This window comes from Ferrithrix thermotolerans DSM 19514, from assembly GCF_900128965.1.
GTDB lineage: Bacteria > Actinomycetota > Acidimicrobiia > Acidimicrobiales > Acidimicrobiaceae > Ferrithrix > Ferrithrix thermotolerans.
This window is the reverse complement of sequence record NZ_FQUL01000005.1, coordinates 25,099-38,998: the sequence shown is the minus strand read 5'-3', so window position 1 is coordinate 38,998 and position 13,900 is coordinate 25,099. Positions and strand designations below refer to the sequence as shown.

Here is a 13,900-nt window from a genome sequence, read left to right as displayed (position 1 = left end):
TTTACTAGATATCGTAGTAAAGATGGAACTCATATGGATGTGGCCTAAGTCGTATAGCATCCACTTCATGCTCCCGCTTGTAGCTAATCCACTCCTCTATTAGATCCTGTGTAAACACCTGACCCTCAAGCAGATAGTCGGTATCCTCCTCCAAAGCGTTTAGTGCCTCCTCTAAAGACGATGGGACCTGAGGAATCTTTGCCAGCTCAGCTGGAGACAGGCTGAAAAGATCCACGTCAACGGGGTCAGGAGGCTCAATACGGTTCTTGATTCCGTCTATGCCAGCCATCAACATAGCAGAAAAAGCCAAGTACGGATTAGAAGACGCGTCTGGACACCTGAACTCCACTCTGGTCGCAGAAGGCGCAGAGGAGTACGTGGGTATCCGACAAGCCGCTGAGCGATTTCTCTGCGAATAGACTAAGTTTACGGGAGCCTCATAACCGGGAACAAGTCGTTTGTAGGAGTTTGTGGTTGGCGCTCCAAAGGCCAAAATAGACGGACCGTGTTTCAAGATACCGCCTATGTACCAGCGCGCAACGTCCGAGAGGTTTGCGTACTTGCCACTCTCGTAAAACAGCGGATTCGAGCCGTTCCAGAGTGACATATGGGTATGCATTCCAGAACCATTATCTTCAAATAGCGGTTTGGGCATAAAAGTCGCTGTGTGTCCAGCCGCATAAGCAACGGACTTGACAACGTATTTGTATAACATCACCTTGTCTGCCATGCGCAAGAGAGTGTCAAAACGCATATCGATCTCGGCCTGACCCGCCGTGGCGACCTCGTGATGCTGAACCTCTATCTCGATTCCTAACGACTGCATAACAAGGATCATCTCCGACCTCAGATCCTGGAACTTATCTGAAGGTGGCACTGGGAAGTATCCCTCTTTGACCCTGGGCTTATACCCTAAGTTGGGTTCTGAGGCTTTGTTAGAGTTCCATATACCTTCGATGGAGTCGACAAAGTAGCTGGCCGAATGCATGTCCTGATGGTACTTCACATCGTCGAATATGAAGAACTCCGCCTCCGGACCGAAATAGGCGGTGTCGGCGACACCGGTAGTTCGAAGGTACTCCTCAGCCTTTTTGGCTATGTATCTTGGATCCCTTCCATAGGGTTCAAGAGTCAGAGGGTCGTATATGAAGCAGTTAAGATTCAAGGTCTTATGCCTTCGAAATGGGTCGATAACTGCAGTAGAAGGGTCAGGCACAAGCAACATGTCGGACTCATTGATGGCCTTGAACCCCCTAATCGAAGAGCCATCAAATCCGAAGCCCTCGCTAAAGGACTTTTCGGTAAGTTGAGATACCGGAACCGAGAAGTGCTGCATCATTCCTGGCATATCACAAAAACGCAGGTCAACTATCTCAACACCTTCGTCCTTTGCCAAACGAAGTACTTCAGTTGTAGTTCTAGGCTTCATGGTCCTCCCTTAGAAAATTTCAACCTAATGCACGATCACTCCGATTTACATAAGATCAAGGCTACAAAGACTCGTAATGACGCTGGGCACGCTTCTGTAAACGCTCCGTTAACTGTCACTAAAACCACAAAACAGGACGGTAGTGTTTAGAGAACCGCAATTGGATGCGCAGTGATGAGAGGTGTGACCCAAGGTGACTGAGAGTCGTGACTCCCAATTCGACTACGTACTACGATCCGTAGAGGAGCGAGGAGTTAAGTTCATACAGCTTTGGTTCTCCGATGTGTTAGGCATCCCAAAGTCGTTTCAGATCACACCCGCTGAGCTAGAAGACGCTCTTCACGACGGCATGACCTTCGACGGTTCTGCCATAGATGGTTTCTCAAGGGTTCAAGAGAGTGACGTAATTGCAAGACCCGACCCTACAACCTTCACCACCATCCCAAACGAGGAGGGTGTCGCACGTATGCTCTGTGACATCTCCAACCTTGACGGAACCGCATTTGAAGGCTGTCCTAGGAACGTACTGCGGAGATCGCTAGAAAGTGCAAAAGCCGTTGGCTACTCCTTCTTCGCAGCTCCCGAACTTGAGTACTTCTACTTCTCCCAAGAAGATCTAAAGGATAGGCCAACCCCACTCGATCAAGGCTCCTACTTTGAACTTACCCTCTCTGACTTTCCAACCTCGATACGCAGGGATACGGTTCTTGCTCTTGAGGAGATGGGAATTCCAGTCGAGTATGCGCAACACGAAGACTCTCCCTCTCAACATGAGATAGATCTTCGCTACACAGACGCACTCACCATGGCAGACAATATTCTCACCGCTCGCCTTATCATCAAGCAGATCGCTGCACAACGCAGGGTCTTTGCAAGCTTTATGCCAAAGCCTCTCGAAGGGGTACAAGGTTCAGGAATGCATACACACTTCTCACTCTTCAAAGGGGAGACAAACGCCTTTTTCAACCCAGAGGCTCCCGAGGAGCTATCTGATACAGCTTCTAAATTCATCGCCGGAGTACTGCACCACGCATGTGAAATAACCGCAATCACAAACCAGTGGGTAAACTCCTACAAGCGGCTCGTCGTAGGGTACGAGGCCCCAGTATACGTATCGTGGGCACGCAACAACCGATCCGCACTCGTCAGGGTGCCGGTCTCAAAACGGCACAACCCGGACTCCGCTCGCTTTGAGTACAGATCTCCCGACCCGGCCTGTAACCCCTATCTAGCCTTTGCTGTCGTACTCGGGGCCGGACTGAAAGGAATTGAGGAGGGTTACTCGCTTCCACCTGAAACCAACGAGAATCTGTTCGAGCTTACGCCAAGAGAACTAGCAAAACTTGGGATCAGGTCACTCCCAGGGAATCTAGACGAGGCCATACAGGAGATGGAACGCTCTGAACTAGTAGCGCAGGTATTAGGTGAACACGTCTTTGAGTGGTTCATTAGGAATAAAAGAGATGAGTGGGGAAGATACAAGACCCACGTCTCTAAGTTTGAACTGGATCGCTATCTGAGAGCCCTTTAGATGAACACGTTACTTCTCTTCCCAGAGTCTCCACCGGAAGAGGTCATACGTCTCCTCGACTCCCTCGGATACAGCATCAAGACGGTCGGAAATCCCTCTGCAGCCCTAAAGCTAGAGCCAGATGACGGTTGGGCCGGTGCAATTCTTTGCACGAATCAAGGCGTAGACGACACATTTAACTTTGCTCGCTCTCTTAGAAAACGGGATATACCGGTGCGTCCAGTTCTCTTGGTTCTTGATCAAAAGGAGCTGTCCAAACTCGATCTCAGGGAGGACGTCTTTGATGATTTCTGTCTATCCCCCATAGATACAGCTGAGTTCGACGCAAGAATTCGACGACTTTTATTCAGAACCGGACGCGGACTTTCTCCCAAGATCGTCGAGTACGGGCCACTGGCTCTCAACCTTGAGACCTACCAAGCTGCACTAGATGGTCGCCCTCTGGACCTGACGTTCATGGAGTACGAGTTGCTCAAATTCCTTGCTTGCCATCCTGGCAAGGTGTTCTCACGAGAGACCCTGCTATCTAGGGTTTGGGGGTATGAGTACTACGGAGGCGCCCGAACCGTAGATGTTCACGTCAGGAGACTTCGAGCAAAGATGGGTGAGAGGCATGAGCAGTTGATTGAGACGGTACGCTCCGTCGGTTATCGTTTTGGTCAGTCTCGCTGGCTAAAGTCGTAGCATCAAACCGACCCTAACTATCACCGTCCACCGTCGACATCTAACGTAATGCCGTGAGCAAAATCCCCTTTATTGCGCAGCCGATGAGAGTCCTTCGGCACAACCACCCTGCCCTCCTCTAGAGCAACGTCACATGAAGAGACCTGAGCCAAAGATACCTTGTTGAGCTCAAGCTTCATCTGGCTAATCGCCTTGGACCAGTAGTCGTGCAAAGGACACAGGGAACTCCAGTGACACGGCCCTTCCCCCAATGCACAGTAGTCTGAGTGCAAGGGTCCCTCGCCCGCCTCGATAACCTGTAACAAGCTAATCGAATCGGGAGAGCGTACAAGGCGAAAACCTCCGTTTTTTCCCGCCTTTGAAGTTACCAGATTGACACGTACAAGATCCGATAGCACCTGTGGGGCAAAGGTCGCTGGGACGCCCATCTCATCTACGATCTCACGCAGTTTTCTCGCTTGACCTTTACTGTGCGCCTTGGCGAGAGCTATCGCGGCTCTTAGTACGTAGTCACCACGCTTCGATAGAGATACGTTCACCGACCAATCCTTCCTGATAAGGACTTTAGACCCTTTTTACCACTATAAGTCAATTCAGCATCTAAATAGGTTGAAGTTCTAAACGTTAAGCGTCATACTACACCTTTAGTAGTTTGGTTAACGTACCGAAGGTACCCGAAGTGACAGATGAAAGGAGGGGTCATGACAACCACCCAAGGCGATCAAAGCAACTTTACCTTAGATGACCCTGTATCAGCGGCGATAAGACTGAGAGCTCCGCAAAAAAGCGGCGTCAAGGAGCATTTCAGTGCCACAGATCCAAAGAAGGAGGTCTCCAAGAACGCACTTGCGTCGAAGATACTGCATGACAGAAAGTATCAGTTCTTGTTGATCCTGCCAAATCAGATCATATTTTGGCTTGTAATAGTCTCCGGTATCGCTGGCACGGTTGTACCCGGATTGAACTTCGCAACTGCGATCACCTGGTACGTATGGTTTTGCATAGTCTTTGTTCTAATCGCAGTCATCGGTCGAGCTTGGTGTGCGATGTGCCCATTTGGAGGTTTCGCAGAGTGGATCCAAAGGCGCACTCTATGGAAAAGGCTTCAGGGTTCAATGGGGCTGCAGCTTCACTATCCACAAAAGCTAGCCACCTACGGACTTCTATCCTCAGCAGCCACGTTCGTGCTCCTCACCTACATCGAAGAGTTCTTCAACATAGCCGGTCCTGGAACGCCACGTGACACGTCATTTATGGTAATTGGGATCGTAACTGCGGCTCTCCTTAGCTTCTTAGTATTCGAGCGTCGCACCTTCTGTCGCTACCTTTGTCCGCTCAGCTCAGTGATAGGAACCTTGGGAGCCGTTGGATCGGCAGCCGGTTTTCGAACTAAAGACCGCGATAAGTGCCTATCCTGCAACACCAAGGACTGCATGAGAGGCGGAGAGGCGGGGTACGGTTGTCCTTGGTATACCTGGCCAGGCAGTGCTGACTCGAACCTGTACTGCGGACTCTGTTCAGAGTGTTACAAGGCATGTCCTAGCGACAATGTAGGACTGTTTGCACAAAAGCCCCTTACTAGCGTCGTCGCTCCTTCTCGCAGACGAGCCGACATCTCCTGGGTTGTCGCAATACTTATGGGATTGGTACTTTACCAGCAGATCAACGCCTTAAGTTGGTATAACACGCTCGACAACTGGCTAAACGCTCACACATATTTTCCGCACTACCCAAATCCAGTCGACTACTTTGGGTTTATCGGCATCTTCGCTCTTGGGATCGCCGGTCTCCTTGGCTTGGGTTCCAAGCTCGTTCCGCTCAAGGTTCATCAATCCCCCTTTAGCAAAAGAACCTTTTTGACCAAAGCCTCATCGTTTAGAAACTGGTTCGTACCAGGAGTGTATGCCTTGATTCCCGTCGTCGCAACCGATTACTTCGCGAGACAACTACCAAAGTTCTTCAAACACTCACCTCGACTGATACCTTCCATTATCTATCCCTTTGGTGGACGCGCAAACTCGCTGTACAACCTCCATCTCCTCACTAACCCTGAGATCGTGATGGTTCAGATCGCTGTTGTAATAGTTGGGGGAATCGGCTCGCTTTACTCGGCTTACAAGATCGCCAATCGAGACTTTGAACCGGTCGACAGCACCAAAAAGACGCTCGCAAGCGCTTACCTGATCACGGTAACGATCCTCCTTACCGTGATCATGGCCGGTCTATACATACCTATGCACGCAGCTTCCTAAAGGAGAGTTCAAGATGACAATCTCAACCTTTACAAAAGACAATAACCAACCCAAGACAAAAGTCACCGCTACGGTTTACTTCGACCGTTGCGCCGGCTGTGAGGACTGCCTGGTACGTTGCCCAGTAGGAGCTATCAGCATCGACGACGTTGATTGGGTCGTAACCGTCGACGAAGGACTCTGCGTTGGATGCCATCAGTGCGAAAGACTATGCCCATTTGGAGCCATCGAGATCCACGGCGCTCCACTGGTACCTCCGCATCTGCCAACTGCTCACGTAACACCTACACCTCTCTTTGTGAGCACTTTAGAGACCAGGCGGGGATATGAATCCCTAAGTGCTGCCAAATTAGAAGCACAAAGATGCCTAGGGTGCCCTGATCCAACCTGTGTTCGCGGTTGTCCTGCTCACAACGATATACCAGGCTTCATAGACGCCATACGTAGAAGTGCCATAGATGAGGCAAAGGACATTCTTTCTCGAACCTCATTTCTGTCAGACGTATGCTCCAGAGTGTGTAATCAGAGCGCACAGTGCGAAGGAGCCTGCTCTTTGGCACTAGCAGGTGATGAACCAGTAGGAATCGGAGCTCTTGAACGTTTCGTAGCAGATCATGCAAAGACAGAAACCCCAGCTGTAACTGCGAAAAGCCCTGGTGGACCAAAGGTAGCAATTGTCGGCTCCGGACCAGCGGCGATCGGAGCAGCAGGCGAGATCTTGCGAAAAGGGGGCTCAGTGGATGTCTTTGAAAGAGCACCAATTGCGGGAGGTCTCCTTAGATACAGCATACCCGCTTTCTCTTTACCCGATCAGGTAGCAAAAAGACCCTGGGAAGAACTTGTTAGAGATGGCGCCAATCTCTACCTAAATACCGAGATCGATCGGGCCGCACTAGAGGAACTAAAGTCAACCTACGATGCAGTTATCGTCGCACATGGAGCTTCCCGAGCCATCGCTCCACCAGCAAAGGTATCCGCTGACGTCGCAGTTCAAAACGCCGAGGAGGTACTAGAGACCCTAGGAGAATCGCTTGAGACTGGATATGCCCATCCAGGATGGATCGACAGGGACGTCCTTGTAGTCGGTGGCGGAAATACCGCCATGGACGTAGGCAGGATGGCTATAAGAAACGGAGCTCGACCTTTCGTGGTTGAATGGCTAAATCGCAAGTACTCACCGGTAAGGAGCGACGAGCTGAGCGAAGCTGAGCTCGAAGGAGTTAGGGTTCTCTTCGAACACACTGTGTTGTCTTTGGAGTCAACGCAGGTCGGAAGAGTTAGAGCGGTCATTGCTAAGACCTCGCAGCCCCACAAAGACCGCCTACCAAAGATCATCAAACACTCAGAGACCGTTCAGGACTTCGACATCGTCGTTGCAGCCCTCGGATTTCAGGTGGTCGGGGACCTGCTTGGAGATAGAGATTACCGCCCTATCAGAAAAGACTTTGAAGGAATTCCCGATCGAACCTGGATGGCCAGCGGAATCCTAGCTAAAACTGCTGCAACACGAGTCGGTGAATTGGCACTAGCACGTGAGGTGGGGCTACAAAAAGCTGAAGTTCCCTACTCGGAGAACGTTTGGGTGGTAGGAGATGCTCTTGTTGGACCCTCAACTGTGGTGGAGGCGATGGCACAGGGCATGAGGGCCGCCTCGGCGATCGTAAAGTACCACCAGGGGAAGCTAGGCCAGTAGAACTAGACTCTTTCAAAACTCCAAAGAATCACGGCACGTAAGCGCTGTAGCTCTTTGGAGTTTACAAGTGGATCGAACCTAAGACGCTTGGCCTCCTACTTAGGAGAAAGATGACCCACATCCACAGGTCTTTGTTGCATTCGGATTGGTTATGTGAAACCCTGCACCGCTAAGACCATCTTTATAGTCCAAAGTGGATCCCCTAAGTAGTGAGGCGGAGTCTGGATCGACAACAACTCTCACGGAGTCGAACTCTGACACGATATCGTCTTCCTCGACCTCGCTGTCAAAGAACATGTCATAGCTATATCCAGAACAACCACCCGCTTTTACAGCCACTCTAAGGACAAGCTGTTCTCCATCTTCTTCCTCAGCCAGAAGCTCACTTACCTTCTTTACAGCTGGAGGAGTAAGAGCTACCACCGAAGGTTTCTTGCCGATTGAGATCTGGCTAATGGCCACTTGACTCTCCCTTCCATGCCTAAGCATCGAAACTACATACGATAAATTCAAGACTTTTGATTCACTATAGCAAAGATCAGCTAATAAAACACCCTCTCTAAATCATCGGCTCTTTGACGGAGATGCCTAGGATTGTCCTGTGTCCATAGTTTCCTTTGACCCAGAGTCAATGAGAGAGAGATTGAGAGACGTCATAGACCCAGAACTAGGGACTGACATAGTGACGCTCGGCATGGTGCAGGGAATCGAGCAAGCCTCAGCTGACTCGATTCTTGTGAATTTAGCCTTGACAACCATTCGTTGCCCTCTTAGAGCCAAGATTCAGCACGACATCGAGACCGTCGCACGTGGATTCGGGATCACTTCCGTTGTGTTTAGGGTCGTCGAGATGAATAAGGCAGAAAAAGCAGCTGCTATGAAACAAGCTCGCGCAAACGCCGCAAAGGCAATGCGGTCTTCTTCGCTCAAACGCAAGGTCAAGGTAGTTGCGCTGGCATCTGGGAAAGGTGGCGTTGGGAAGTCAACGCTTAGCGTTCAAGTGGCTATGAGATTTGCCCGTGCAGGATATCGCGTCGGACTCCTGGACGCTGATATTTGGGGCTACTCCACGGTGAGGATGCTACTAGGCGACAAAAAGAAACGGCTGGATGCAAAAGGGGACTCTACAAACTTCAAAATACAGCCTCTCAAGGCAAGCATTGAAGGCACGGAGATCTCTTTAGTCTCGATGGGTCTACTAGCAGACTCCGAGGACGAGGCGATAATGTGGCGGGGTCCCATGCTCTCAAGAGCACTTCAGCACTTCGTGGACGATGTAGAGTGGGGTGACATCGATTATCTTTTCATCGATATGCCGCCTGGCACAGGAGATATTCAGCTCGGTCTCTCCAGGCTACTGCCACAGTCAAAGGTCATCGTCGTCACGACGCCCTCCATTGAGGTTGCAACCGTCGCAACGAGAGTGGCCGATATGTGCAAAAAGACGGGACTCGAGATAGCCGGCGTAGTCGAGAATATGTCTTACTTCATATGCGAACACGGCTCGCCCTATTCACTATTTGGAGAGGGTGGTGGTGCCTTCTTGGCGGAAAGAGCTGATGCACATCTAGTTGCCAAGGTTCCACTTCTGGCCAGCTCCGCTGAGGCATCGGTCACTTCAGTTGGCACAAGTGACAACCAGTCCTTCCGCAAAGCGCTTGATGATATCTTTGAGTACCTGCTGGATTGGTTTGCAAGAAAGGAACTTGAAACCGCTAGCTGCACCTCAAAGATGCTGAGACTCTTTGAAGACTTAGAAGATAGCCTCTAGACCAAAGAAACGGCCAAGGCTCCGCATGGGTGATGCAAGCACGAGCCAAGATAAGCGCAGTTACCCATCGCATAAACCTTCCCGTTCCTGGCCAAAATCCAGTATCCTGACCCGTCCTTGAGTGGCAAGATCGATCTGGCGTCGTGGACTGAGATCCTACCAGAAAGTGAGCCATGAAACCTCGCCGCGCCAAAGGTAAAGACACCGCCGTCGGCTCCCAATAACCAGTAACCATCACCGCCAGCAGTTACAGCGCCATCTACGATCGGCGCGTTTAGGCGTTCCCTGGCTAAGGAACCAAAGTAGGGAAGATCATCGTTTATGGCTTCTACCCATCCGGAGGTACCCACGACGTAAAACCCTGATGAGTCTGGGTGCGTCATAAGTACTGCCGCCGGTGTGGAATGAGGTTCTAAGGTCTCCGCCAAGACGCGGTCAGCGAGATCTAAGATAACGCCGTCTTTGCAAACTACCGCTAAGTCGCTTCGTCGAACTCCAGTCATGGAAACGAATGGATTCCCGTCCCTCGGCATCAGTTCCGCCTCAACGACCCATCGATCCCCAGTCAGCGACGCTACGGTACCATCAGCAAATAATACGCAAAGGCGAGAGGAGTGTCCCATCTCATCGTCTCTTAGTAAAGTCATGGATACTGGAACCGATCGACTTCGGAAGCCTTTGACGCGCCAGAACCCCTGCTGGTTGAATCTGTACAGATCCCCATTGGCGAACAACACCGAGTATCCCGATCCGGCGTTCTTGAAAGACTTCACTATCCGAGACGGCCGAAGGGTGGTCATAGCTGAATAACCACTTTAGACATGTAGGTCTCTCTCCAGTAAACAACGAGCCTATAACGGTATGTCTCTAGCACTTTGTAGATAAACCTCCTCAGATGAGGCGTACGCTGGATTATCCGGCAAGATCGCTTCCACGGAGTCTCCACTGCTAACGAGCTTTGGGAGTATCGTTGGAACATCTCTTTGGGAGCGAGCCCAAGCTAATGCATCTTTCACGGACGAAAATTCCAAGAAAAGCTCGAGTGTCTTGACGGTAGGAAGTATCATCTCGAACCTACCTTCTTGATGGCTCTCTAGCGCCTGTGAGGGGGTAACCCAGATGTGAGACGTTGTCTCTCCGCTGTCAGCCCCTGGGTCTTGGGCAGAGGGCATCTCGGCGACGAAAAACCTCGTGTCGTACCTGCGCGGTGACCCTTCAGGCGTTATCCAGTGAGAGAAGTAGGTGAGTTGTGTACAGTCCAACACAAGGTCGAGCTTGCGAGCCATGTCGGCGAAGGTGACTTTGCCACTGTTTAGCTCGGACCTTAGAACCGAAAGGTCACTATCGCCCAAATTTTCGGCTCTGACTGAGCCAAGAAGTACTCCCGCCTCTTCGAACGACTCCCTCACCGCGCAGACGTAATAGCTGAGCCCATCTTTACAGACTCCCAGCAACTCAGATGCTTTACTGTCGTCTAGGCCATTGCAACGAGCATAAAGATCAGGGTTTGAGTCAGCTACATCAACCTTGCCACCAGGGAAGACGTACGCACCACCGACAAACTCTAACGCTACATTTCTTTTTAACATAAGCACATAAAGAGAGTCTCTAGGCCCTTGCTTTAGCAACACCACGGTCGACGCGCTCTTTGGAGTAACCACTCGTCCTCCTGCCTCTGGGTAGTCGATAATTTAGTGTAAAGGCTAGCTCCGTCGAAGTGTAGGTACTGACAGCATTGGGCACCACTCTTGCAACTCGATGGATTTACTTATACCTAAAGAGGTCATCTAGGTGGAACCGGGAAGCACAAGCACCACACGACTGAAACCGAGGTTTTCAAATACAGTAAAAAGCTCCTGTACTTGCTCAGAGACTGCTTCCACACCTTCGCACTTTCTAGTTGATAACGCACAGTCACCGAAAGAACCCCCGCCCCCAGACAGTGCTAAGGTCTGGGAACCTTGGCTGAACAATAAGGAGTTTGTAGCACTAAACATGTTGACTGAAAAAAGTGCAAGTTGAGAAAAGACAAAGACGTCCACCCCTCCAAGCGCCTTGGCAATTGCTTTTGCAGTCTCTCTTCCTCGGACCGAACCAGAGCTGACAACCGAGAAACCTCCACCCCCCAGGACATCTTCAAAGTTGCCTGAAGACCGAAGATCAGTGACGACCTGGCCTGAAAAAGCTCCTTCGACCACGGCGACAACTTGAAGCATATTCCTCCTAAAAGACTTCCCGGTCGACTGGTGTAAATGCTATGAAGACGCCTTTACGGCTTAGAGAACATAGTTCAAATCATCCGAAACTTTTATCTGAACTTACGACGACTTCTGATCCCAATACCCGTAACAAACTGGGCAGATAGCTAAGAACTGGCTGCAAATGTGGACATGAGTTACTTGACGGTGTTGATTTGGTGTGACGCCCAGATGAGCTGAAACGCTCTAGCAGTGCCATCCATATTGCCACTAGAGGTCGCCGGCACAACAAGGAGGTGTAAAAGACCCATCTCCTGTGAAGCTGCTAGTGCCAGGATGGCATAATAAAGAACGAGACCCTCGCCAATCTCTCCTATCTCCCGGCTAAGACCATCTCGAGCTGATCCGAAAGTCCTTGGCTAGTAAGCACCATGTAGTGGCAGAGGACGCCTTCCAAAATCAAGCGAAGTCTTCCCAATAGCCACATAAACTTTATAGCAAAGGTGGCGAGCAAGCTAAAGCTTCTTAGCCTTGCTGGTCCCTACTGTTCTGAGCGTGATATCACTATAACCCTCATCTTTTCAAGAGTCATTCGCCTAAGCTGAAAGCTTGCAATCTCTCGGTGCTTGGGTGACACCACCTTGGGTCGACCACTCAGTTGTCGATATCTCAACCGATGGGATCTACGGAGCAATGGACTGGCTCTACGAGCGCAAAGGAACCATCGAGGCCCAACTCGCCAGACGCCACCTGCACAATGGTGTATGGGTGATCTATGACCTATCTTGTTCTCAGATGGAGGGGACCCTCTGTCGACTTGCTAGCTATGGTTGCCTAAGAGACCGCAAACCGGGAAAGATCCAGATCAACTGCGGTCTAATGACCGATGTCGGAGGTCGACAGATCAAAGGCGATTTGATATCTTGTCAATTAGAGACCCTAGCGCATTCGTAAGTGTCGGCGACATGACCAGGAACCGCTTTGGACTGAAGGAGATAACCGTGGTAGGAGATCATGGTACGATAGCCCGTGTCTTTATCGAGGCGATGCAAGGAAGCCAAAGCACAATGTCGATCAATCCAGCCAGAGCTCCACAGATCCAAACCCTCATGCGCAAGGGAGCTCTAAAGCTTGGAGACGAACCTCTCTTTTATCACCCATCCTGAATATCCAGATGAGCGACTCATCTAGAGAGTCAGATCTTGCACAACATCGAGCCCATAAGCAATAGATGTTCTAAGTAGCGAGCCAGAGACCTCGAACGTCTCCGAAGGAAGTGCGCATCAGGCAAAGACCAAGGCTGCTCTCGAGATACGACAGGTTATTGATCGACACAAGATGGACAGGCACTTCACCTTGGATTTTCAAAAGAAAGGGTTTATTTTTCCCCAAGATACCGACTCCATCGAGACATATGCTACTCTCGTTGGGATCTATGTCATTTTTTTCTAAATAGCGAAAGAAGACTTTGACGATGCCAACGCCGTTGGGGCATACAAGGGTTTGAGCGTTGTGGAGCAAAACTTCCATCCCTTAGAGGTCATCGACCTCGATCTACACACCCCCTATCAAGAGCGACAACAAAGTGAGAGTAAATGTCTCTCTTACCACGATCTCCCACTATGTCGTCTGGATACGAGAGAGACACCTGTCCGACTTCTCTTTGAGGACGGGCAGATTCCAAAGCGTGACGATCCCGTCGCCCCCGACTCTCACCCAATTGCCCTCCATGGCAAAGACAGCACCAAAGAAGGACCGGTGGCAAAACGATCCACAGTTTTGATACTGCACATGCCTACTGCGGAACCCTTACCAGAAACACGACTACCTCTACCCAAGGAGCTAGGATCGAGCAACTCTCGGTGCCAACCTCTCTACAACGTAGAGTCTTTGAAGTCATTGGATCACCGGTTCCTTTGGCGGAAACCGATACGGATGACGACACTGATACCCGACAAAGTACATCTTAACAAACATTACTGCTTAGGCAGATAAGAGTGAGGTCTAACTAGAGCAGATAGTGCACATAGGGTTTTGATGTACCCTGCAGCCTTTGGACAAAAATAAGTAGCGGTAGAAGTGCGAATTTGCGCACCTCCACCGCTACTAGCGTAGGAAGAGAGAAGTTTTTAGTACGTGAGGCTTATCCCAACTACAGGGGCGTTTAGGTGCTCGCCTGCCAGAGAGCCGTAGAAGTTGGCGTCACCAAAGTTGAAGGTACCACCATCTGCTCCAACCAACGTATACCCCATGCCGTCTGGGGTGGACGCGATACCAACTACCGGGGCGTTTAGGTGCTGACCACCCATCGATCCGTAGAAGTTGGCGTCACCAAAGCTAAA

At 50.6% G+C, this 13,900-nt stretch carries 13 protein-coding genes; 6 read left to right on the top strand and 7 right to left on the bottom strand.

Annotated elements, in window-relative coordinates; genetic code table 11:
• Nucleotides 1–4: 4 nt before the first annotated feature.
• Nucleotides 5–1,429, bottom strand: a complete 1,425-nt coding sequence (gene glnA / locus BUA24_RS02965) for a type I glutamate--ammonia ligase (protein WP_072788599.1) — start codon at nt 1,427–1,429, stop codon at nt 5–7.
• A 193-nt stretch (nt 1,430–1,622) separates the two neighbouring features.
• On the opposite strand from glnA, the gene BUA24_RS02960 reads away from it, so the two are divergent.
• Nucleotides 1,623–2,960 carry a glutamine synthetase family protein gene (locus BUA24_RS02960; RefSeq protein ID WP_072788597.1) on the top strand — a complete coding sequence of 446 codons (1,338 nt, stop codon included), beginning with the start codon at nt 1,623–1,625 and terminating at the stop codon, nt 2,958–2,960.
• Nucleotides 2,961–3,644 (top strand): winged helix-turn-helix domain-containing protein, encoded by a 684-nt coding sequence (locus BUA24_RS13105; protein ID WP_072788595.1) that lies wholly within the window; start codon nt 2,961–2,963, stop codon nt 3,642–3,644.
• Nucleotides 3,645–3,664: 20 nt separating this feature from the next.
• Here the strand turns inward: BUA24_RS13105 and BUA24_RS02950 are convergent, their stop codons facing one another.
• Nucleotides 3,665–4,183, bottom strand: a complete 519-nt coding sequence (locus BUA24_RS02950) for an RrF2 family transcriptional regulator (RefSeq protein ID WP_072788593.1) — start codon at nt 4,181–4,183, stop codon at nt 3,665–3,667.
• A 162-nt stretch (nt 4,184–4,345) separates the two neighbouring features.
• Here BUA24_RS02950 and BUA24_RS02945 point away from each other — a divergent pair, with 162 nt between their 5' ends.
• Both BUA24_RS02945 and BUA24_RS02940 read left to right on the top strand, forming a co-directional pair.
• On the top strand, nt 4,346–5,896 hold the full coding sequence (locus BUA24_RS02945) for a 4Fe-4S binding protein (RefSeq protein ID WP_072788591.1): 1,551 nt from the start codon (nt 4,346–4,348) through the stop codon (nt 5,894–5,896).
• 13 nt (nt 5,897–5,909) lie between these two features.
• Nucleotides 5,910–7,589, top strand: a complete 1,680-nt coding sequence (locus tag BUA24_RS02940; RefSeq protein ID WP_072788589.1) for an FAD-dependent oxidoreductase — start codon at nt 5,910–5,912, stop codon at nt 7,587–7,589.
• 99 nt (nt 7,590–7,688) lie between these two features.
• Here BUA24_RS02940 and erpA read toward each other — a convergent pair whose 3' ends face one another.
• A complete protein-coding gene (gene erpA / locus BUA24_RS02935) occupies nt 7,689–8,051 on the bottom strand; it encodes an iron-sulfur cluster insertion protein ErpA (protein ID WP_245790275.1) in 363 nt (120 codons plus the stop codon).
• Nucleotides 8,052–8,190: 139 nt separating this feature from the next.
• On the opposite strand from erpA, the gene BUA24_RS02930 reads away from it, so the two are divergent.
• Entirely contained in the window at nt 8,191–9,360 is a 1,170-nt protein-coding gene (locus BUA24_RS02930) for a P-loop NTPase (RefSeq protein WP_072788587.1), read from the top strand.
• On the opposite strand, the gene BUA24_RS02925 is transcribed toward BUA24_RS02930, so the two are convergent.
• From BUA24_RS02925 to BUA24_RS02915, 3 genes are all read right to left on the bottom strand, one after another.
• Nucleotides 9,357–10,160, bottom strand: coding sequence for a DUF294 nucleotidyltransferase-like/CBS domain-containing protein (locus BUA24_RS02925; protein WP_072788585.1), 804 nt, complete (start codon nt 10,158–10,160; stop codon nt 9,357–9,359). The two genes, BUA24_RS02930 and BUA24_RS02925, sit on opposite strands and share 4 nt — an antisense overlap.
• 51 nt (nt 10,161–10,211) lie before the next feature.
• The gene (locus BUA24_RS02920; RefSeq protein ID WP_143146361.1) at nt 10,212–10,949 is read right to left on the bottom strand and encodes an NUDIX hydrolase; all 738 of its coding nucleotides are present in this window, start codon (nt 10,947–10,949) and stop codon (nt 10,212–10,214) included.
• 198 nt (nt 10,950–11,147) lie between these two features.
• Nucleotides 11,148–11,576: a hypothetical protein gene (locus BUA24_RS02915; RefSeq protein WP_072788581.1), complete on the bottom strand. Its 429-nt coding sequence runs from the start codon at nt 11,574–11,576 to the stop codon at nt 11,148–11,150.
• Between the two features lie 905 nt (nt 11,577–12,481).
• Between BUA24_RS02915 and BUA24_RS02905 the strand changes: the two genes are divergently transcribed.
• Nucleotides 12,482–12,724: a hypothetical protein gene (locus BUA24_RS02905; RefSeq protein ID WP_143146359.1), complete on the top strand. Its 243-nt coding sequence runs from the start codon at nt 12,482–12,484 to the stop codon at nt 12,722–12,724.
• Between the two features lie 963 nt (nt 12,725–13,687).
• On the opposite strand, the gene BUA24_RS02890 is transcribed toward BUA24_RS02905, so the two are convergent.
• A partial coding sequence (locus BUA24_RS02890; RefSeq protein WP_178138680.1) for a hypothetical protein occupies nt 13,688–13,900 on the bottom strand: 213 nt, incomplete at its 5' end.

Coding starts and splice junctions, on each gene's coding strand:
- glnA (WP_072788599.1), bottom strand. CDS start 1,429: ATGAAGCCTAGAACTACAACTGAAGTACTTCGTTTGGCAAAGGACGAA.
- BUA24_RS13105 (WP_072788595.1), top strand. CDS start 2,961: ATGAACACGTTACTTCTCTTCCCAGAGTCTCCACCGGAAGAGGTCATA.
- BUA24_RS02945 (WP_072788591.1), top strand. CDS start 4,346: ATGACAACCACCCAAGGCGATCAAAGCAACTTTACCTTAGATGACCCT.
- BUA24_RS02940 (WP_072788589.1), top strand. CDS start 5,910: ATGACAATCTCAACCTTTACAAAAGACAATAACCAACCCAAGACAAAA.
- BUA24_RS02925 (WP_072788585.1), bottom strand. CDS start 10,160: ATGACCACCCTTCGGCCGTCTCGGATAGTGAAGTCTTTCAAGAACGCC.
- BUA24_RS02920 (WP_143146361.1), bottom strand. CDS start 10,949: ATGTTAAAAAGAAATGTAGCGTTAGAGTTTGTCGGTGGTGCGTACGTC.
- BUA24_RS02915 (WP_072788581.1), bottom strand. CDS start 11,576: ATGCTTCAAGTTGTCGCCGTGGTCGAAGGAGCTTTTTCAGGCCAGGTC.